Source organism: Caballeronia sp. LZ035 (assembly GCF_031451175.1).
Taxonomy (GTDB): Bacteria; Pseudomonadota; Gammaproteobacteria; order Burkholderiales; family Burkholderiaceae; genus Caballeronia.
In genome coordinates, this window is record NZ_JARUXS010000001.1 from 379,411 (window position 1) to 398,992 (window position 19,582).

At 64.8% G+C, this 19,582-nt stretch carries 18 protein-coding genes; 9 read left to right on the forward strand and 9 right to left on the reverse strand.

Annotated elements, in window-relative coordinates:
• Positions 1-5 precede the first annotated feature (5 nt).
• The 3 genes from mreD to QCE88_RS01820 all read right to left on the reverse strand — a co-directional run bounded on the left by mreD (position 6) and on the right by QCE88_RS01820 (position 2,927).
• Positions 6-518, reverse strand: a complete 513-nt coding sequence (gene mreD / locus QCE88_RS01810) for a rod shape-determining protein MreD (protein WP_309898680.1) — start codon at positions 516-518, stop codon at positions 6-8.
• Positions 515-1,645 (reverse strand): rod shape-determining protein MreC, encoded by a 1,131-nt coding sequence (gene mreC / locus QCE88_RS01815; protein ID WP_309898683.1) that lies wholly within the window; start codon positions 1,643-1,645, stop codon positions 515-517. The genes mreD and mreC overlap by 4 nt, the downstream gene beginning before the upstream one ends.
• Positions 1,646-1,883: 238 nt before the next feature.
• On the reverse strand, positions 1,884-2,927 hold the full coding sequence (locus QCE88_RS01820; protein WP_004189550.1) for a rod shape-determining protein: 1,044 nt from the start codon (positions 2,925-2,927) through the stop codon (positions 1,884-1,886).
• A 377-nt stretch (positions 2,928-3,304) separates the two neighbouring features.
• On the opposite strand from QCE88_RS01820, the gene gatC reads away from it, so the two are divergent.
• The 5 genes from gatC to QCE88_RS01845 all read left to right on the forward strand — a co-directional run bounded on the left by gatC (position 3,305) and on the right by QCE88_RS01845 (position 8,410).
• Positions 3,305-3,604, forward strand: a complete 300-nt coding sequence (gatC, locus tag QCE88_RS01825) for an Asp-tRNA(Asn)/Glu-tRNA(Gln) amidotransferase subunit GatC (RefSeq protein WP_309903321.1) — start codon at positions 3,305-3,307, stop codon at positions 3,602-3,604.
• Positions 3,605-3,696: 92 nt separating this feature from the next.
• Entirely contained in the window at positions 3,697-5,193 is a 1,497-nt protein-coding gene (gene gatA, locus QCE88_RS01830; protein ID WP_309898685.1) for an Asp-tRNA(Asn)/Glu-tRNA(Gln) amidotransferase subunit GatA, read from the forward strand.
• Entirely contained in the window at positions 5,193-6,665 is a 1,473-nt protein-coding gene (gatB, locus tag QCE88_RS01835) for an Asp-tRNA(Asn)/Glu-tRNA(Gln) amidotransferase subunit GatB (RefSeq protein ID WP_309903323.1), read from the forward strand. The genes gatA and gatB overlap by 1 nt, the downstream gene beginning before the upstream one ends.
• 82 nt (positions 6,666-6,747) lie before the next feature.
• Entirely contained in the window at positions 6,748-7,587 is an 840-nt protein-coding gene (locus QCE88_RS01840; protein WP_309898688.1) for a PPK2 family polyphosphate kinase, read from the forward strand.
• 37 nt (positions 7,588-7,624) lie between these two features.
• The gene (locus tag QCE88_RS01845; RefSeq protein WP_309898689.1) at positions 7,625-8,410 is read left to right on the forward strand and encodes an exodeoxyribonuclease III; all 786 of its coding nucleotides are present in this window, start codon (positions 7,625-7,627) and stop codon (positions 8,408-8,410) included.
• Positions 8,411-8,431: 21 nt separating this feature from the next.
• Here QCE88_RS01845 and QCE88_RS01850 read toward each other — a convergent pair whose 3' ends face one another.
• The 6 genes from QCE88_RS01850 to argB form a co-directional block, all read right to left on the reverse strand.
• On the reverse strand, positions 8,432-9,346 hold the full coding sequence (locus QCE88_RS01850; RefSeq protein ID WP_309898691.1) for a M48 family metallopeptidase: 915 nt from the start codon (positions 9,344-9,346) through the stop codon (positions 8,432-8,434).
• A complete protein-coding gene (locus tag QCE88_RS01855) occupies positions 9,343-10,629 on the reverse strand; it encodes an AmpG family muropeptide MFS transporter (RefSeq protein WP_309898693.1) in 1,287 nt (428 codons plus the stop codon). The genes QCE88_RS01850 and QCE88_RS01855 overlap by 4 nt, the downstream gene beginning before the upstream one ends.
• Before the next feature lie 44 nt (positions 10,630-10,673).
• Positions 10,674-11,282 (reverse strand): methionine biosynthesis protein MetW, encoded by a 609-nt coding sequence (gene metW, locus QCE88_RS01860; protein WP_309806948.1) that lies wholly within the window; start codon positions 11,280-11,282, stop codon positions 10,674-10,676.
• Positions 11,279-12,424, reverse strand: a complete 1,146-nt coding sequence (locus QCE88_RS01865) for a homoserine O-acetyltransferase (protein ID WP_309898696.1) — start codon at positions 12,422-12,424, stop codon at positions 11,279-11,281. Before QCE88_RS01865 ends, metW begins: the two co-directional genes overlap by 4 nt.
• Positions 12,425-12,656: 232 nt before the next feature.
• Entirely contained in the window at positions 12,657-13,406 is a 750-nt protein-coding gene (locus QCE88_RS01870) for a pyrimidine 5'-nucleotidase (RefSeq protein WP_309829977.1), read from the reverse strand.
• Between the two features lie 67 nt (positions 13,407-13,473).
• Positions 13,474-14,373 carry an acetylglutamate kinase gene (gene argB / locus QCE88_RS01875; protein ID WP_309806951.1) on the reverse strand — a complete coding sequence of 300 codons (900 nt, stop codon included), beginning with the start codon at positions 14,371-14,373 and terminating at the stop codon, positions 13,474-13,476.
• 154 nt (positions 14,374-14,527) lie between these two features.
• On the opposite strand from argB, the gene QCE88_RS01880 reads away from it, so the two are divergent.
• The 4 genes from QCE88_RS01880 to QCE88_RS01895 all read left to right on the forward strand — a co-directional run bounded on the left by QCE88_RS01880 (position 14,528) and on the right by QCE88_RS01895 (position 19,318).
• Positions 14,528-14,755 carry a cysteine-rich CWC family protein gene (locus tag QCE88_RS01880; RefSeq protein WP_309898698.1) on the forward strand — a complete coding sequence of 76 codons (228 nt, stop codon included), beginning with the start codon at positions 14,528-14,530 and terminating at the stop codon, positions 14,753-14,755.
• 136 nt (positions 14,756-14,891) lie between these two features.
• Positions 14,892-16,181, forward strand: a complete 1,290-nt coding sequence (locus QCE88_RS01885) for an ATP-binding protein (RefSeq protein ID WP_309898699.1) — start codon at positions 14,892-14,894, stop codon at positions 16,179-16,181.
• Positions 16,182-16,223: 42 nt separating this feature from the next.
• Positions 16,224-16,766, forward strand: coding sequence for a response regulator transcription factor (locus QCE88_RS01890; protein ID WP_309806955.1), 543 nt, complete (start codon positions 16,224-16,226; stop codon positions 16,764-16,766).
• A gap of 995 nt (positions 16,767-17,761) precedes the next feature.
• Positions 17,762-19,318, forward strand: a complete 1,557-nt coding sequence (locus QCE88_RS01895; RefSeq protein WP_309898702.1) for a methyl-accepting chemotaxis protein — start codon at positions 17,762-17,764, stop codon at positions 19,316-19,318.
• Positions 19,319-19,582 lie beyond the last annotated feature (264 nt).

Genomic DNA, 19,582 nt, shown 5'->3' on the forward strand with positions numbered 1-19,582 from the left:
TCGGGTCAGATCGGGCGGGTGTCGTCCGGATCGGCGGCGCGGCGCTGCGGCATCAGCAGGAAAAAGCTCGCGACCGGCCACAGCAGCGCTTCCACGAAACCGTTGACCAGATAGCTCCAGCCCGGAAAGGCGGCGCCCGTCATCAGGCGGATCACGAACGGCACCAGATGCGCGCCGACCAGCAAGGGCGCCACGACGAACATCTGCACCGGCAGCGCCATCCACAGCACGCGGCGGTGAATGGTGATCGCGCCGTAGGACAAGAGCGTGTAGGCCAGCGCGTGCTCGCCCAGCAGGTTGGCGTTGTGGACGTCCATCAGGATGCCCAGCATGAACGCGATGCCCATACCGACCTTGCGCGGCTGATGCACGTTCCAGAACAGCAGCACGAGCGCGACAAAGTCCGGCACGCCGATCAGGCGTCCCCACGGCATCAGGTTCAGCAGGAAGGCGGCGGCCAGGCTGAAGGTGATGAAGTACGGATTGACCGGCTGCAGGATGTATTGCGGGCGGTTCATCGCGCGGCTCCCGATGACGCGGGCTTGGGCATATGCGCTTTCTTCGACGGTCGCGCCGCCGGATTCGATGCCGCCTTGGGCGCCGCGGCCTTTGCGGCGGGTTTTTCAGCCGGCTTTTCTGCGGGCTTTTCCGCCGCGGCGGGCGCGGAGCCCGCAGCCGGCGCCGATGCGCCGCTCGCCCCGGCCGCCACCGCCGCCGCCGCCGATTTCGCCGCAGGCTTCTTCTTGCCCTTGTTTTCCTTCGCTTCCTTGGCCGCCGCAGCGGCTTCCACTTCGATCGGATTCGGCGGCTCGTTGCGGTTGTAGTGCAGCACGAGCAACTGGCGCGCGCCGCGCACCGCCGCCACCGGCACGCACACCACGCGCGCGAACGCCGTGTCGGCCTGCTTGTCGACGCGCAGCACCTTCGCGACCGGCAGCCCCGGCGGATAGATGCCGTCGAGGCCGCTGGTCACGAGGTCGTCACCGGCCTGCACGTCGGCGCTGATCGGCACGAAGCGCAGGTCGAGCGTGTCGCCCTTCGGCGTGCCGTAGATGACGCTGCGCAAGCCCGTGCGGGCGATCTGCACCGGCACGGCCTGATCCTTGTCCGTCAGCAGCGTGACTTCCGACTGCAACGGGAACACGCGCGTCACCTGACCGATCACGCCGTCTTCGGTGACCACCGGCGCGCCGTCCTGGATATTCTGCTGCGAACCCTTGCCGATCACGACCTTCTGCGTGAACGGATCGCGCGTGTCGTACTGGATCTCGGCGGGGGTTTCGTCGGTCGAGGCGCGCGACTGCAGGTTCAGCAGCGCGCGCAGATGCGCGTTCTCGACCGCGAGTTGCGCCGCGTCGCCGGCCTTCACGGAGAGTTCGAGATTCTTGTCGGCGAGCTTCTTGTTCTCGCTACGCAGCGTGGCGCTGGTCACGGCGAGATCCGCCGCGCCCATGAAGATGTCGCGCGGCACGAGCGCCGCGCGCTGCAGCGGATAGAGACCCGCGCCGAGCATGCCGCGCACGATTTCGAGCGTGCTGAAACGCGCGTCCGAAACCAGCAATGCGATCGCGAGGACCACAAAAAAGATCAGGCGCGCGAGCGCGGAAGGGCCTTGCTTGAAAAGGGGCGGCGGACTGTATTCCATGGTCGGCGCCGAGGGCGGGAACGGATGGATCGATGCTGCAGGCTTGGCCGCACGAAGCGGGGCCTGCCCTACGCGGGTTCGACAACGGCCCGGACACCTGCCGGGCCGTGCTCGCGTCGCGTTACGCGGGACATTGTAGTGGCCGCGCCGGTAGCCGCGCCGATTGCCCGCGAACAGCAGCGAGCGGGAGAATCAGCGGGCGTTGCGGCGGCATTGCCACGGAGCGGCACGGAGCGGCTTACTCGTAGGAGAAGATGCTGCCGAGCTTGTCCATGCGCTCGAGCGCCATGCCCGAGCCGCGCACCACGCAGGTCAGCGGATCTTCGGCGACGAGCACCGGCAGGCCGGTTTCCTCGGCGAGCAGGCGGTCGAGGTCGCGCAGGAGCGCGCCACCGCCCGTCAGCATCATGCCGCGCTCGGCGATGTCCGCGCCGAGTTCCGGCGGCGTCTGTTCCAGCGCGATCTTCACCGACGACACGATCTGGTTCAGCGGGTCCGTGAGCGCTTCGAGAATTTCATTGCTCGAAATAGTGAAGCTGCGCGGAATGCCTTCGGACAGGTTGCGGCCCTTGACTTCCATTTCCTTGACTTCGGAGCCGGGGAAGGCCGAACCGATTTCCTTCTTGATGGCTTCGGCCGTTTGCTCGCCGATCAGCATGCCGTAGTTGCGGCGGATGTAGTTGACGATGGCTTCGTCGAACTTGTCGCCGCCCACGCGCACCGAACCCTTGTACACGATGCCGCCCAGCGAGATGACGCCGACTTCCGTCGTGCCGCCGCCGATGTCGACCACCATCGAGCCGGTGGCTTCCGACACCGGCAGGCCCGCGCCGATGGCAGCGGCCATGGGTTCTTCGATCAGATACACCTGGGAGGCGCCGGCGCCGTGCGCGGCTTCCTTGATGGCGCGGCGTTCGACCTGGGTGGACCCGCACGGCACGCAGATGATGATGCGCGGCGACGGCGAGAACATGCGGGATTCGTGCGCGGTCTTGATGAACTGCTTGATCATCTGTTCCGTGACGGTGAAGTCAGCGATCACGCCATCCTTCATCGGCCGGATGGCTTCGATGTTGCCGGGCACCTTGCCGAGCATCTGCTTGGCTTCCTTGCCAACCGCCTGAATGGTCTTCTTGCCGTTGGGACCGCCTTCCTGGCGAATGGAAACGACCGAGGGCTCGTCGAGAACGATGCCTTTGCCGCGCATGTAGATCAGCGTGTTGGCGGTGCCGAGGTCAATGGCCAGGTCGTTGGAGAAATAGCTGCGCAAAAAACCGAACATTCAAAAATCCTGTCTCGCTGGGGATGGCCGTTCGTCGCTCGAAGCGCCGGAAACGGCAGCGGAAAAGTAACGGTTTGCCGGGCGGTGAACCGACGCCGCAGGCCGCAAAACCGGGAGAAAATCTACTGCTGAGCGGATGGTCCGATGCAAACGTTTCTCGCAAGGGACGAATCCAGGGAGAAAGCCGCTGACAGGCCGATCCAGAGGTGAGTCGAACGTGTAATGATACCTTATAATTTGGGGGCATCTACAGGAAATGGATGGCATCCGCCGTCATCCCAAAGCCTGCTTCCGAGGGCTCCTTCCAGGTTCGTAACTGGCTGACGCAGCTAGAGTTTTCGCAACTGGGGCGGTCCACGCTTTTCTCCGGTGATCCCATGTCTTTGACCCTGACCGACGTAAAACGCATCGCGCATCTGGCGCGGCTCGAACTGCCCGAACACGAAGCCGAACCCACACTCGCGCGGCTCAATGACTTCTTCGGCCTCGTCGAGCAGATGCAGGCTGTTGACACGACCGGCATCGAACCGCTTGCGCATCCGATCGAACAGATCGAGGAAGTCGCACTGCGTCTGCGCGACGACGCTGTTTCAGAGCGTGTTCAGCGCGAAGAGTTCCAGCGTTCCGCGCCTGCCGTGCAGGACGGACTGTATCTCGTGCCCAAGGTGATCGAATAAGTCAACGGCCGCCGGCGCCGCGCGCGCCGGACTTAGCCACACAGCGACACCGCGCGCGGCCACCTGACAGCCGCGCCCATCAGGGAACTGCAATGCATCAAAAAAGCTTGACCGAATTGCGCGCCGCGCTCGACTCGAAGGACATCTCCGCAGTCGAACTGGCGCAGACGTATCTGCAACGCATCGAGGCCGCGAAGGACCTGAATGCGTTCATCGGCGTGGATCGCGAACTCACGCTCGAACAGGCAAAGGCCGCCGACGCGCTCATCGCCCAAGGCAATGCCGGCGCGCTGACCGGCGTGCCGGTCGCGCACAAGGACGTGTTCGTCACGCGCGGCTGGGCGTCCACGGCCGGCTCCCGCATGCTGGAAAATTATGCGAGCCCGTTCGACGCCACCGTCGTCGCGCGCCTGAAGCAGGCCGGCATGGTCACGCTCGGCAAGACCAACATGGACGAGTTCGCAATGGGCTCGTCGAACGAAAACTCGTACTTCGGCGCGGTCAAGAACCCGTGGGACACGAAGGCCGTGCCAGGCGGCTCGTCGGGCGGATCGGCAGCGGCGGTGGCCGCGCGTCTCGCGCCTGCCGCCACCGGCACCGATACCGGCGGCTCCATTCGCCAGCCCGCGTCGTTCTCGGGCATCACGGGCATCAAGCCGACTTATGGCCGTGTGTCGCGCTACGGCATGATCGCGTTTGCGTCGTCGCTGGATCAGGGCGGCCCGATGGCACAGAGCGCCGCCGACTGCGCGCTCCTGCTCAACGCGATGTCCGGCTTCGACGAGCGCGATTCCACCAGCCTCCAGCGCGAGAACGAGGATTACACGCGGCATCTCGGCAAGGGCTGGAACGGTTCGGACGATGCGAGCCAGCCGCTCAAGGGCCTGCGCATCGGCTTGCCGAAGGAGTATTTCGGCGCCGGTCTGGCGGACGACGTACGCGCGTCCATCGACGCCGCGCTGAAGCAATATGAAACGCTCGGCGCCACGCTCGTCGACGTCTCGCTGCCGCAGACCGAGCTTTCGATTCCCGTGTACTACATCATTGCGCCGGCAGAAGCGTCGTCGAATCTGTCGCGTTTCGACGGCGTGCGCTACGGGCATCGCGCGGCCGATTACCGCGATTTGCTCGACATGTACAAGAAGTCGCGCGCCGAAGGCTTCGGGCCGGAAGTGAAGCGCCGCATCCTGGTGGGCGCCTACGTGCTGTCGCACGGCTACTACGACGCGTACTACCTGCAGGCGCAGAAGATCCGCCGCATCATCGCGCGCGACTTCCAGGACGCGTTCACGAAGTGCGACGTAATCATGGGGCCGGTGGCGCCCTCGGTGGCGTGGAATCTCGGCGAGAAGGCCGACGATCCCGTGCAAATGTATCTCGCCGACATCTACACGCTGTCCGTGAGCCTCGCGGGCCTGCCCGGCATGAGCGTGCCGTGCGGCTTCGGCGCGGGCGCGAACGCGCAGCGCCCGGTCGGCTTGCAGATCATCGGCAACTATTTCAACGAAGCCCGGATGCTCCAGGTCGCCGACGCGTATCAGCGCGCGACCGACTGGCACCGTAAGGCACCATCGGCAGCGGGAGTCTGATCATGCAGTGGGAAGTCGTCATCGGTCTGGAAACGCACGCGCAGCTTTCCACCGTCTCCAAGATTTTTTCCGGCACGGCCACGCAGTTCGGCGCGGCGCCGAACACGCAAGCCAGCCCCGTCGATCTCGCATTGCCCGGCGTGCTGCCGGTGATGAACCGCGGCGCCGTGGAGCGCGCGATCCGCTTCGGCCTCGCGATCGGCGCGCATATCGCGCCGCGCAGCATCTTCGCGCGCAAGAACTACTTCTATCCGGATCTGCCGAAGGGCTATCAGATCAGCCAGTACGAGATTCCGGTCGTGCAGGGCGGACAGCTGACGATCCAGGTGCCGGCCAACGAGAAGGCCGGCAAGGAAGCCTATTCGAAGACCGTCAACCTGACGCGCGCGCATCTGGAAGAGGACGCGGGCAAGTCGCTGCACGAAGACTTCGCGGGCATGACGGGCATCGATCTGAACCGCGCGGGCACGCCGCTGCTCGAGATCGTCACGGAGCCGGAGATGCGCAGCGCGGCAGAAGCGGTCGCGTATGCGAAGGCGCTGCACGGTCTCGTGATGTGGCTCGGCATCTGCGACGGGAACATGCAGGAAGGCTCGTTCCGCTGCGACGCGAACGTCTCGGTCCGGCCGATGGGGCAAGCGGAGTTCGGCACGCGCGCCGAGATCAAGAACCTGAACTCGTTCCGCTTTCTCGAAGAAGCCATCCAGTATGAAGTGCGCCGCCAGATCGAACTGATCGAGGACGGCGGCACGGTGGTGCAGGAAACGCGTCTGTACGACCCGGACAAGCGTGAAACGCGCTCGATGCGCAGCAAGGAAGACGCGCACGATTACCGCTATTTCCCGGACCCGGACCTGATGCCGCTGATGATCGAAGCGTCGTGGATCGATCGCGTGAAGGGCGAGATGCCGGAACTGCCGGCGGACATGCAGCAGCGCCTGGTCGAGTCCTACGGCCTCACGCCGTACGATGCCGGCGTGCTGACGGCGTCTAAGGCGATGGCGTCGTACTTCGAGGCGCTCGTGCAGAAGGCCGGCGCGAGCCAGGCGAAGATCGCCGCGAACTGGTTGATGGGCGATGTGTCGGCGCAGCTGAACCGCGAGTCGCTGGAGATCGGCGAGTCGCCGGTGTCGAGCGCGCAACTGGCGCTGATCATCCAGCGCATCGCGGACGGCACCATCTCGAACAAGATCGGCAAGGACATCTTCCTGTCGATCTGGGAAGAGAAGGCCACCGACGAAGGCGCAGCGGACCGCATCATCGAGGCGAAGGGGCTGAAGCAGATTTCCGACACCGGCGCGCTCGAAGCGATCATCGACGAAGTACTCGCGGCGAACCAGAAATCGGTCGAGGAATTCCGCGCCGGAAAGGAAAAGGCGTTCAACGCGCTGATCGGCCAGGCGATGAAGGCGACAAAGGGCAAAGCCAACCCACAGCAAGTCAACGAACTGCTGAAGAAGAAGCTATCCTGAGCGTCCGAATCATGCATGAACGGGCTGCTGCCGGTTAAGCCTGGCCGCAGCCCTTTTTCATTGGCGACGTCAAAGAACAGACATGGCAAAGAAACCTGAACTGGACGACTTCCGCATCCCTTTCTTCGACGCGGGCAAGAAGCTGAAGCCGTTCGACCTGAGCGCGGTGGATCCCGCTGCGAAGCCGTTTTCGCTCGGCTCGAAGGACGCGGACCGCGAGCGGCTCGCGGCGATCGGCGCGCAGCTCGACGACTTGCAGGAGAAGCTGCATGCGCAGCGCCGTCAACGGGTGTTGCTCGTGCTGCAAGGCATGGACACGAGCGGCAAGGACGGCACCGTGCGCGCGGTGTTCCATGACGTCGATCCGCTCGGCTTGCGTATCGTGCCGTTTCGCGCGCCGTCGGAACGCGAGGCCGCGCATGACTTCCTGTGGCGCGTGCATGCGCAGGCGCCGATGGCCGGCGAGTTCGCGGTCTTCAACCGCAGCCACTACGAAGACGTGCTCGTGCCGCGCGTGCTGAAGACCATCGACAGCGACGAATGCGAGCGCCGTTATCGCCATATGCGCGACTTCGAGGCGCTGCTTGTGGACAGCGGCACGACCATCGTCAAATGCTTCCTGCATATTTCGAAGGACGAGCAGCGCGAACGCTTGCAGGCGCGCATCGACGATCCGACCAAGCACTGGAAGTTCGATGTCTCCGACCTCGAAGCGCGCAAGCAATGGGACGCGTATCAGGACGCCTACGCCGCCGCGCTCGGCGCGACCTCGACGGACGAGGCGCCGTGGTACATCATTCCGGCCGACTCGAAGACGCATCGCAACCTGATGGTGGCCGAACTGCTGCTGCGCACGATGCAAGGCATGAAGCTGGAATTCCCGGCGGCGAAGGAATCGCTGAAGGGCGTGAAGGTCGAGTGAGCCGAACCCAGGAAACAAACTCAAATAAAGGAAGCGTATGTTTCGCGTGATCACCGCCAATCTCAACGGCATCCGTTCGGCCGCCAAGAAAGGCTTCTTCGACTGGTTCGGCGAGCAGAAATCCGATGTCGTGTGCGTGCAGGAAATCAAGTGCTCGCAGGACGACCTGACGCCCGAATTCCTCGCGCCGCACGGCTTTCAAGGCTACTTCCAGCACGCGGTGAAGAAGGGCTACAGCGGCGCGGGCCTGTACACGCGGCATGAACCGGATGACGTGATCATCGGCTTCGGGTCGGCGGAGTTCGATCCGGAAGGGCGCTACGTGGAAGCGCGTTTCGGCAAGCTCTCGGTCATCTCCGTGTACGTGCCGTCCGGCTCCAGCGGCGACGAGCGCCAGCAGGCGAAGTATCGGTTCATGGACGAGTTCATGCCGCATCTCACGGAACTCTCGCAAGAGCGTGAAGTGATCGTGTGCGGCGACGTGAATATCGTCCACAAGGAAATCGACATCAAGAACTGGAAGAGCAACCAGAAGAATTCAGGCTGCCTTCCCGAAGAGCGCGCGTGGCTCACGAAGCTCTTCGACGACGTCGGCTATGTCGACGTGTTCCGCACGCTCGACACGCGCCCCGAACAGTACACATGGTGGAGCAATCGCGGTCAGGCGTATGCGAAGAACGTCGGGTGGCGTATCGACTATCAGATCGCGACCCAGGAAGTGGCCGCCACGGCGAAGCAGACCTCCGTTTTCCGCGACATCAAGTTCAGCGATCACGCGCCGCTGATCATCGATTACGACTGGAAGCTCGGCAAGAAGAAGTAAGGCCGGCCGGACTCAGCGGCGCTAGCGGCCGGACTTCTTGAACCGGCCCAGTCCCGCGTAGTTCGGCAACTGGTCGATGGTCTTGCCCACCGCCTTCGCATACAGCGGCATCATGTCCGGCATGCGCTTGAGCAGATCCTGCCGGCGGTCCGGCCCGTAGGGATGCAGCCAGATGAAGCCGTCGTCGGTGCGGCGCGTGCCGGTATCGATCTTGTTCCACAGTGTGACGGCCGCGCGCGGATCGTAGCCCGCGCGCGAGGCAATCTCGCTGCCGATCACATCGGCTTCGGTTTCATCGGCGGGGGAATAGCGCATCGACATGAGCTGGTCGCCGACATCCGGCTGCTGCGACCCATAGTTCGACAAACCCAGATACTGCGGCATCGTGCCTGCGCCCAGTTGTGCGGCCTGCTGCCTGCCGAGCCGCTCGCGCGCATGCTCGCGCAGCGCGTGCGCGATGTCGTGGCCGATCATCATGCCGATCTCGTTGTCGTTCAGATGAAGTCGGTCGATCAGCCCGCTATAGACGATGATCTTCCCGCCCGGCAGACACACCATGCGCTCGTCGGACGACTTGATGACGTTGATTTCCCATTTCCAGTTCTTCGCGCGGTCGTTCCACTTGAGCGCGAACGGAATTTCATGATTCGCGATGTCGCGCACGCGCTTGACCAGCGGATTCGTGTCGGGCAGCAGCGTCTTGTCGCGCTGGGCGTCGTGGATGACCTGCGCGTATTCCTGCGCGGACTGGGCTTCGAGCGTTGCGGGCGGAATCAGATTGCGAAACAGTGCGGTATTGCCGAAACGAATCTGGTTGTTCGGCGCGGTGTACGGCGGCGGCGCGCTCTTCTCGTCCTGAGCGCGCGCGGACAAAGGCGCGCACGTCGCCCATGCCAGTACGCAAATCAGGGCGCGACGCGGATAAGACACCGTCATCGTTGAGTTCTCCAGGGCGCGATTTTGGGCAACAGTAACATGCCCGGCAGCGACAGCACGACGCAGATCAGGAAGTACGGAAACCAGCCGGCCTCGCTCACGAGATAGCCGCTGCCTGCCGCGGCGAAGGTGCGCGGCACGGCCGCGAGGCTCGTGAAGAGCGCGAATTGCGTGGCGGTGTAGCGCGGGTCCGTGGTGCTCGCAATGTACGCGGTGAACGTGGCAAGCGTGAGGCCGGTGGCGAAGGTTTCGAAGCCATAGAGCACCGCGAGCGCCAGCGGCGAAGGCCCGATCTTCGCGAGCCACGCGAAGCCGAGCGTCGCGACGATCTGCAATGCACCGAAGATCCACAACCCGCGCGCGATGCCGATCTTCACGAGCGCGATGCCGCCGAGCAGGCCGCCCGCGATGCTCGCCCAGAACGCGACCGCCTTGGCGATCACGCCGATCTGCGTGAGCGAAAAGCCGATGTCGAGGAAGAACTTGGTGGCGAGCGCGGTCGCCATGGTGTCGCCGAGCTTGTACAGGAAGATGAAGCCGAGCACGAGCAAGGCGGCGCGCCAGCCGTCGCGCGTGATGAATTCGTGAAACGGCTCGACGATCGCTTCGCGCAGGCTCTTCGGCGGCGTGCCGTGAATCTCCGGTTCCTTGACGACGAGCGTCATGATGAGCCCCGGCAGCATGAATGCGGCGGTGATGATGAAGACCGTCTTCCACGGCAGGAAGCCGGCAAGAATGAGTGACAGCGATCCGGGCACCAGCCCCGCGACCTTGTACGCATTCACGTGCACCGCGTTGCCGAGGCCCTGCTCCGTGTCGGCGAGCAATTCGCGCCGATAGGCGTCGATGACGATGTCCTGGCTCGCGCCGAAGAACGCCACCAGCGCAGCCACCGCTGCGACGGCCCAGATGTTCTGTTCCGGCGAGAAGAACCCGAACGAGCCGATCGCCAGCATGACGAGCACTTGCGTGACGAACATCCAGCCGCGCCGCCGGCCCGGACGCCAGCCTGGGAAGCGCGGGATGAAGCGGTCCATCAGCGGCGACCAGACGAACTTCCACGTGTAGGGCAGTCCGATCAGCGCGAACAGGCCGATCTCCTTCACATTGACGTGGGCCGTGGTGAGCCATGCCTGCAACAGGCTGAACAGCGTGAACAGCGGCAATCCGGAGGTGAAGCCGAGAAAGACGCAGATGAGGATGCGCTTGTTGAGAAACGCGCGCCAGCCTGGATGTTCTTCGTGAGCGGTTAGAGCGGGCGCCTCGTGTGGCGTATCGGGCATGTCGTGTACGGGCAGTGGTCGATGCGTGAGCGCACCGGCGGCGGTTACCGGCGCTTCACGCGATAGACCGCAAGACTACCACGCCAGTTCGCGCCCCAACGGACCACCTGCCCGCCATGCAGCACCACGCGATCCAGGATCTCGATGCCCACTTCCGGCGCCAGCGCCTCGAAGTCCTCGATGGTCAGCACGCGCACGTTCGGCGTGTTGTGCCACTGATAGGGCAGCGAGCGCGACACCGGCATGCGTCCCTGCAACACCGAAAGCCGGTGCTGCCAGTAACCGAAATTCGGAAACGACACAATGCATTGGCGCCCGACGCGCACGGTTTCGCGCAGGATCGCGGCCGTCTGGTGAATAGTCTGCAAGGTCTGCGAGAGGACCGCGAAGTCGAAGCTGTCGTCCTCGAAGAGCCGCAGGCCGTCTTCGAGATTCTGCTGGATCACGTTCACGCCCTTCTGCGCGCAGGCGAGCACGCCGGCGTCGTTGATCTCGATGCCATAGCCCGTCACGTCGAGTTCCTCGCCGAGCAGCGAGAGCAGCGAGCCGTCGCCGCAGCCGAGGTCGAGCACCGTCGAACGCGGCTCCACCCAGCGCGCGATGGCGCGAAAATCCGAACGCAGCGCGAGCGAATCGAGTGTGTTCTGGTTCATGCGCCGATCTCCGTGGCAATGCGCTCGTAATAGGCGCGCATCAGGTTGTGATAGCGCGCGTCGTCGAGCAGGAAGGCGTCGTGGCCGTGCGGCGCGTCGATCTCGGCGTAGCTGACCGTGCGCTTGTTGTCGAGCAGCGCCTTGACGATCTCGCGTGAGCGCGCAGGCGCGAAACGCCAGTCGGTCGTGAAACTCGTGACGAGATACTTGGCCTGCGTGTTGGCCAGCGCCTTCGTGAGATCGCCGTCGAAGGCCTTGGCGGGATCGAAATAATCCAGTGCGCGCGTGATCAGCAAGTAGGTGTTCGCGTCGAAGTATTCGGCGAACTTGTCCGCCTGATAGCGCAGATACGACTCCACCTCGAACTCGACGTCGAAGTTGAAGTTGTAGGCATCGAGCGCACCTTCGGCACGTCGCAGCGCGCGGCCGAATTTCACGGCCATGTCGTCGTCGGACAGATAGGTGATGTGGCCGATCATGCGTGCGACGCGCAGGCCGCGGCGCGGCTTCACGTCGTGCGCGTAGTAGTCGCCGCCGTGGAAGTCGGGATCCGAGAGAATCGCGGAGCGCGCCGTTTCGTTGAACGCGATATTCTGCGCGGAGAGCTTCGGCGTCGAGGCCACGACGATGCAATGCCCGAGCCGTTCCGGATACATCATGCTCCACGCCATCGCCTGCATGCCGCCGAGACTGCCGCCCATCACGGCCGCGAAGCGCTCGATGCCGAAGCGGTCGGCCACGCGGGCCTGCGCATGGACCCAGTCTTCCACCGTGATGACCGGGAAGCGCGCGCCGTAGGGCTTGCCGGTGGCGCCGTCGACGCTCATCGGGCCGGTCGAGCCAAAGCACGAGCCGAGATTGTTCACGCCGATGACGAAGAAGCGGTTCGTGTCGAGCGGTTTACCCGGGCCGACCATGTTGTCCCACCAGCCGACGTTCTTCGGCTCGCCGGCATACACGCCCGCGACGTGATGCGAGGCGTTCAGCGCATGGCACACGAGCACGGCGTTCGAGCGCGCGGCGTTGAGTTCGCCATAGGTTTCGACGACCAGTTCATAGTCGGCGAGCGACGAGCCGTTCTGCATGGCAAGCGGCTCGGTGAAACGCAGGGTCTGGGGCGTGACGATGCCGATCGATTCCATTCATTCCGCCTTGTTCGAGCGGCTAAACGGGTGTCGGCGATGCGCGAGGGAAAGCGTGCGCGGCTGACGACCTCTTTAGCCGCATTTATAGTGAACCCCGCGATGATGCCCTGTGAGGTTCGCGCGCCCGCAATCGAGTCAGCAAATCGGCGCGTGTGAGTGATACGAGAGAATCTCGTTAGCGAAGAAGTATAGCGGAAAACGTCATAAGGCCGCCGAGGCGGCGTAGGGTTCAGCGCATCGCGCCGCCGCGCATGCCGAGCGTCAATGCGCGCAACGAGCGCACCGTGCGGTCCACGTAATGCGGCCGTCCGATGCCCGGCAGGCGCGTCGACAAGCCGCCGCTCGACGTCTTCGCCACCGGCAAGTGCCCGACGATCCACACCGTGCGGATGCCGAGCCGCCGGTAACTCTTCAGATGGCCGCGCGTGTCCTCGACCAGGATCGCGTCGCGCAGATGCACGTGGGCGCGGCGCATTTCCCGGCGCAGCATCGTCGCGTCGGGCTTGGCGCGCCAGCGCTCGCCTTCGCGCATGTCCTCGATGGCGATCACGCGCTCGAACAGCCGGCCGATGCCCAGTTCCGCCATGACCGCGCGCGCATAGAGCGTCGGCGCGTTGGTGAGCACGATCTTGCGTCCGGGCAGCGCGCGCAGGATGCGCGTGAGGCCGCGCTCGGCGCGCACCATCGAAGGCAGGTCGGGGAAGGTGTGCACCACGCGCAGGAAGTCGGCGGGATCGACGCCATGGTGCTTGACGAGACCCAGCAGCGTCGCGCCGTAGCGCACCGTGTAGCCGACGCGCAGCCGGTTGGCCTCGTCGATGTCCACGCCCAGCCGGTCGATGATGTACTGCGTCATGCCGCGGTTGATCGCCGGGAAGATGGCGTGCGAAGCGTGATGAAGCGTGTTGTCGAGGTCGAAGAGCCAGACGGGGCCGCGCGTTTTCACGTGACGGCGGCGAGCGGGACGTTGCGGAGTCATGGTGGGGTGCCGGGCGCCAAAGAAAACGCCCGCGCGGGGGCGGGCGTCGGGAGGGATGCGATGCGGCTCAATGCGAGCGGATCATCGTGCCGAACGGCTGTTCGGTCAGGATTTCCAGCAGCACCGAATGTTCGATGCGGCCGTCGATGATGTGCACCGAACGCACGCCGCTCTTCGCGGCGTCGAGCGCGGAGGAGATTTTCGGCAGCATGCCGCCGGAGATGGTGCCGTCCGCGAACAGCGAGTCGATCTCGCGCGCGGAGAGGTCGGTGAGCAGGTTGCCTTCCTTGTCCATCACGCCGGGGATGTTCGTCATCATGACGAGCTTTTCCGCATTCAGCACGACGGCGAGCTTGCCCGCGACGAGGTCCGCGTTGATGTTGTACGAAAGGCCGTCTTCGCCAAAGCCGATGGGCGAGATGACCGGAATGAACGCGTCGTCCTGGAGCGCCTTCACGACGGCCGGATTGATCGCCTCGACTTCGCCGACCTGGCCGATGTCGATGAACTGGCCCGGATTATCGCGATCCGGCATCATCAGCTTGCGCGCGTGGATCAGCGCGCCGTCCTTGCCGGTCAGGCCCACCGCATGGCCACCGAAGTGATTGATCAGCGTGACGATGTCCTGCTGCACTTCGCCGCCGAGCACCCATTCGACGACTTCCATGGTTTCTTCGTCGGTGACGCGCATGCCCTGGATGAAGGTGCCCTGCTTGCCGATCTTCTTGAGCGCCTGGTCGATCTGCGGACCGCCGCCATGCACGATCACCGGATTGATGCCGACCAGCTTCAGCAGGATCACGTCGCGCGCGAAGCCCTGCTTGAGGCGTTCTTCGGTCATGGCATTGCCGCCGTATTTGATCACGACTGTCTTGCCGTGATACTGGCGGATATAGGGCAGCGCCTCGGCCAGGATTTCGGCCTTCAGGGTCGGGGCGATTTGCGTGAGGTCGGGAAGCTCGGACATGGCGGCAAATGAGGCGAGGAGCGTTTAAACACGCGGAATTGTACAGGACTGACGCGACGCAGCAGGACGAATTGCCGCGTGCCGCCTCAGCGTCTCCGGCGGGTGGCCGGGCATGCGATCATCGTTCGTACAGAACCGTGACGAGATGATGAACATGGCTTTCGAAAAGATCGCCGCGCAGGCGCCGCAAGCCACGTCGGCCGTTGCACAGACCTGCGCCCGCTGCGGCGCGGCGTTTCGCTGCGGCGTGCTGGCAGGCGACGCGGCCTGCTGGTGCGCGGACCTTCCGAAACTGCCGTTCGACCAACTGCAAACAAGCGCGACATGCATGTGTCCGTCGTGTCTTGCGGCTTCGATCGAGCGTGACGGTCTTTCCGATTAGCAGAACCCATGCCGTGCCGCCGAGGTGCGACAAATCGCGCCAGATGCCGCTGCAAGCCTGATGCAAGCGGGATAATGTCGCCAGGGCGCATGTCAGCGCTCGGCGTTCCGCCACGCGTCGACGGATACTCACTCAGATGCATCGCATAACCACCACCGGACGGGTCAATCTCGGTCATCTCTTCTGGCTTCGCTCGCTCGCGATCATCGGCCAGCTGACGAGCATCGCCGTCGTGCAGATCTTCTACGGCGCGAAACTGCCGCTGCCGGCGATGCTGCTCGTGATCGCGCTCGAAATGGTGTTCAACGGTCTCACGTGGCTGCGCGTCGCGCGGGCGCGGCCGGAAACCAACATGGAGCTGTTCGGGCAGATGTGCGTCGATCTCGGCGCGCTCTCGGCCCTGCTGTTCCTTTCGGGCGGCGCGACCAATCCATTCGTCACGCTCTATCTGCCGTCGCTGGCGATCGCCGCCGCCGTGCTGCCGTGGGGCATGATGACCTGCCTCGCGCTGTTCGCCGTCGCGTGCTACGCGCTGCTCAGCTACAACTACGTGCCGCTCAATATCGAGAATCCGGCCAACCTGTTCGATTATTTCCGCATGGGGCTGTGGGTCAACTTCATGGTGAGCGTCGGGCTGATCGGCTGGTTCGTCGCGCGCATGTCGCGGGCGCTGCGCGTGCGCGACGCCGCTCTCGCCGATGCCCAGCAGCGCCACTTGCGCGACGAACGGGCCGTGGCGCTCGGCGTCCAGGCCGCGACGGTGGCGCACGAAATGGGCACGCCGCTGTCGACCATCGCGATGCTGTCCGAGGAACTGCGCGATTCCGCCGCCCACGATCGCAACCTCGCGCCCTACGCCGCGGATTTCGAACTGCTCGAACAGCAGATGGCGCTGTGCACCTCGGCGCTCGCGCGCCTGCGCAGCCGCGCGACCGGGCCGTCCAGCCGCCAGGCGCTGGACGAATGGCTCGCCAGCTTCATCGAGCAATGGCGGCTGCGGCATCCGCAGGTGAAGTTCGCGCAGATCGGCGCGGCGCCGGCGGAGGCGTCGATCGACGACCCGGTGGCGGTCGGCCAGATCCTCACCATCCTGCTCGACAACGCGGCGCGCGCCAGCAGCGAATCGGTGACCTTGCAGGCGAGCGCCGAAACCATCGATGCCACGCCGTGCGTGCGTTTCGATGTCACCGACCGCGGCCCCGGCATTCCGCCCGCGTTGCGCGTGGCGCTCGGCGCGGCGCCGGTGGACAGCACGCAGGGCGGACATGGCGTCGGCCTGTATCTGGCGTTCGCGGCGGCGGCGCGGCTGGGCGGATCGATCGAACTGCACGATGGCGAGCCGCACGGCACGCGCGCGGTGCTGCGTCTGCCGAACCGCGGCGCAGCGGTGCAGGCGGGACGAACTGAACGAAGCAAGGCGGCCTGAACTCGAATCGGGACGCTACGGGTGAATCACGGAGAAAACAGCATGAGCGATACCAACTTTCTGATCATCGACGACGACGAAGTCTTCGCCGGCATCCTCGCCCGCGGACTCACGCGGCGCGGCTACACCGCGCATCAGGCGCACGACGCGGATGAAGCACTGAAGCTCGCGAACCAGCACAAGTTCGGGCAGATCACGGTGGACCTGCATCTGGGCAACGATTCCGGCCTGCGGCTGGTCGCGCCGCTGCGCGATCTGCAACCCGATGCGCGCATTCTGGTGCTGACCGGTTATGCGAGCATCGCGACGGCGGTGCAGGCCGTGAAGGACGGCGCGGACAACTATCTCGCGAAGCCGGCGAACGTCGAGACGATTCTCGCGGCGCTTCACGAGCAGGCCAGCGAGCAGACGGCCGAGGAAGCCATCGAGAATCCGACGCTGCTTTCCGTGGCGCGGCTCGAATGGGAACACATCCAGCGGGCGCTGGCCGAGAACAACGGCAATATTTCCGCGACGGCGCGCGCGCTGAACATGCATCGACGTACGCTGCAGAGAAAGCTGGCGAAGAAGCCGGTGCGGCAATAAGGCGGGAAGGGGTTGGGGGCGTGGCTGTGGCGGGCATCCGCGACAGCCGCGGCGCAAGACCAGGACGCGGAGGGCAGAGGCCGCAGTGCGGAGGCCGAAACGCAGAGGCCGAAGCGCGGGAGCCGCAACGCAGAGGCCGAAGCGCAGAAGCCGAAGCGCAGAGGCCGAAACGCAGAGGCCGAAGCGCAGAGGCCGAAGCGCAGAAGCCGAAACGCAGAAGCCGAAGCGCAGAAGCCGAAACGCAGAAGCCGAAGCGTAGAGGCCAGAACGCAGAAGCCAAAACGCAAAAGCCAAAACGTAGAGGCCAGAACGCAGAAGCCAAAACGCACAGGCCAAAACGCAGAGGCCAGAACGCGAAGCCAAAACGTAGAGGCCGAAACGTAGAGGCCAAAACGTAGAGGCCAAAACGTAGAGGCCAAAACGTAGAGGCCAAAACGTAGAGGCCAAAACGTAGAGGCCAGAACGTAGAGGCCAAAACGTAGAGGCCAGAACGTAGAGGCCAAAACGCAGAAGCCAAAACGCAGAAGCCAAAACGCAGAAGCCAAAACGCAAAGATCAAAGCGCAGAGGCGAGAGCGCATCTGCCAAACCCACCGCCCCAAAAAAAGAACCGCCCAAGCCGGGGGAGCCAAGGGCGGGAATCGGAGAGTTGCAACGACTACATGCGCAAAGTGATGTGCCAACTTCATGCGCGAACATCGACACACGCGCACAAACAGCATACGTGCCGCCTCTCTCCCTCCCCATCAGAGAACTCTTAATCAAGAGAAGCAAGCGAAGGTTGTGATCCGCCGCTGCCTGTCAGCGCGGCGTGAAATCCCATACTGAGGCGCACTTGCTTACACGCCCCTTCCAGCGCGTATCCCACCCGTGTTATCTCCTGCATACGCGCTCAAGAACGCCCCACACCGGGCCGTAACCACGCTGTGCGCGGACCGGCGTTCGCGCTGCGCTGTCCATGGACGCCGTCCGTGGAGCGTGCAAGAGGAGACATCGATGAAATGGTTTGACCGCCTGTCCGTGCTCAACAAGCTGTTGCTGTCGTTCGCGGTGGTGATCCTGTTCACTGCGTGCGTGGGCGCTACCGGCGTGGTGTCGCTCGCGAAGATGAACGGCCTGATCGGTGAAATCGGCGAACGTCATCTGGACGGGCTTTATTGGGTCGAGGAAATCAACAAGCACAAGCTCGACACGGATCTCGCCGCCGCGAACCTGACTTTCGCCGACGACGCCGGCAAGACCAAACTGAAGGAAGGCATGTCGACGTCGCTCGATGACATGCACCGCGCGTTCGAACGCGTGCGCCCGACGATTCTCTCCGCCGAAGGCACGGCGCTCTACGACGCCGCGCATCAAGCGGTGTCCGCATGGGAGGACATCGTGCTGATGCAGATGGGAAGGAAGGCCATGCCGGTCGACGTCGATCAGATGGGCCTCATTGCCCGCGCGATCGCGTCGAGCGAGAAAGCGCGCGCCGCGCTGGAGCATCTCGCCGACTTCAAGCGCAAGCGCGCCACGGAGGCGCGCCAGCATGCGGCGTCGGAGTACGAGACCATGCGCGCCGTGATGCTGGCGCTGGTGTTCGGCGCGATGGCCGCGGGCGCGTTGCTCGCGGTGCTGATTGGCCGGCGCCTGGCGGCGCAGCTCGGCGGCGAGCCGGGTTATGCGGCGGACATCGCCGACCGCATCGCGCGGGGCGACCTGACCACGCGCGTCGCCACGCGTCCCGGCGACGAGCGCAGCATGATCGCGAGTCTCGGCAACATGAGCGCGAAGCTTTCGGACATCGTCGGCGGCATTCGTCATTCGAGCGATTCGATCCTGCATGCGTCGCGCGAGATCGCGCAGGGCAATACAGATCTGTCGCAGCGCACCGAGGAACAGGCGGCGTCGCTTGCGGAGACCGCGTCGAGCATGGAGCAGCTCACGCAGACGGTGCGCCAGAACGCCAGTCACGCGGACGAGGCCAGCGGTCTCGCACGCGGCGCGTCCGACGTCTCGGCGCGCGGCAGCGAACTCGTCGGCGACGTGGCCGGCACCATGCGTGAACTGGCCGCCGGATCCCGGCGCATGACGGACATCATCGGCGTGATCGAGGGCATCGCGTTCCAGACCAATATTCTCGCGCTGAATGCGGCGGTGGAAGCGGCGCGTGCCGGCGAGGAAGGGCGCGGCTTCGCGGTGGTCGCGGGCGAAGTGCGTGCGCTGGCGCAGCGCAGCGCGACCTCGGCAAAGGAAATCAAGGAGCTGATCGAGGCATCCACGGCGCGCGTCGACAGCGGCGCGGCGCTCGCCGAACGCGCCGGCTCGACGATGGCTGAAGTCACGCATGCGGTGCAGCGCGTGACGGACATCATGGCGCAGATATCGCAGGCGTCGCACGAGCAGAGTTCGGGCATCGAGCAGGTGAATCTGGCTGTCGCGCAGATGGACCAGGTGACGCAGCAGAACGCGGCGCTGGTCGAAGAGGCCGCCGCGGCCGCCGGCGCGATGGCCGACCAGGCCGAGCAATTGAAGCACGCGGTGGCGGTGTTCAGGTTGCAGCAGGCCTGAATACACGGGGGCGTACGGGGCGCACGGCGCGTGCGGCGCGTGCGGTACGAACGGCACGAACGGCACGAACGGCACGCACGGCACGAACGGCACGAACGGCACGAACCGCCCGAACCGCCCGAACCGCACGAACCGCACGAACCGCACGAACCGCACGAACCGCACGAACCGCACGAACCGCACGAACCGCACGAACCGCACGAACCGCACGAACCGCCCGAACCGCCCGAACCGCCCGAACCGCACGAACCGCACGCGTGGCCG

Coding starts and splice junctions, on each gene's coding strand:
- QCE88_RS01850 (WP_309898691.1), bottom strand. CDS start 9,346: ATGACGGTGTCTTATCCGCGTCGCGCCCTGATTTGCGTACTGGCATGG.
- mreD (WP_309898680.1), bottom strand. CDS start 518: ATGAACCGCCCGCAATACATCCTGCAGCCGGTCAATCCGTACTTCATC.
- QCE88_RS01865 (WP_309898696.1), bottom strand. CDS start 12,424: ATGGAATCGATCGGCATCGTCACGCCCCAGACCCTGCGTTTCACCGAG.
- QCE88_RS01885 (WP_309898699.1), top strand. CDS start 14,892: ATGCATCGCATAACCACCACCGGACGGGTCAATCTCGGTCATCTCTTC.
- QCE88_RS01855 (WP_309898693.1), bottom strand. CDS start 10,629: ATGCCCGATACGCCACACGAGGCGCCCGCTCTAACCGCTCACGAAGAA.
- argB (WP_309806951.1), bottom strand. CDS start 14,373: ATGTCCGAGCTTCCCGACCTCACGCAAATCGCCCCGACCCTGAAGGCC.
- gatC (WP_309903321.1), top strand. CDS start 3,305: ATGTCTTTGACCCTGACCGACGTAAAACGCATCGCGCATCTGGCGCGG.
- gatA (WP_309898685.1), top strand. CDS start 3,697: ATGCATCAAAAAAGCTTGACCGAATTGCGCGCCGCGCTCGACTCGAAG.
- QCE88_RS01880 (WP_309898698.1), top strand. CDS start 14,528: ATGGCTTTCGAAAAGATCGCCGCGCAGGCGCCGCAAGCCACGTCGGCC.
- QCE88_RS01870 (WP_309829977.1), bottom strand. CDS start 13,406: ATGACTCCGCAACGTCCCGCTCGCCGCCGTCACGTGAAAACGCGCGGC.
- QCE88_RS01845 (WP_309898689.1), top strand. CDS start 7,625: ATGTTTCGCGTGATCACCGCCAATCTCAACGGCATCCGTTCGGCCGCC.
- QCE88_RS01840 (WP_309898688.1), top strand. CDS start 6,748: ATGGCAAAGAAACCTGAACTGGACGACTTCCGCATCCCTTTCTTCGAC.
- QCE88_RS01890 (WP_309806955.1), top strand. CDS start 16,224: ATGAGCGATACCAACTTTCTGATCATCGACGACGACGAAGTCTTCGCC.
- QCE88_RS01820 (WP_004189550.1), bottom strand. CDS start 2,927: ATGTTCGGTTTTTTGCGCAGCTATTTCTCCAACGACCTGGCCATTGAC.
- metW (WP_309806948.1), bottom strand. CDS start 11,282: ATGAACCAGAACACACTCGATTCGCTCGCGCTGCGTTCGGATTTTCGC.
- mreC (WP_309898683.1), bottom strand. CDS start 1,645: ATGGAATACAGTCCGCCGCCCCTTTTCAAGCAAGGCCCTTCCGCGCTC.
- QCE88_RS01895 (WP_309898702.1), top strand. CDS start 17,762: ATGAAATGGTTTGACCGCCTGTCCGTGCTCAACAAGCTGTTGCTGTCG.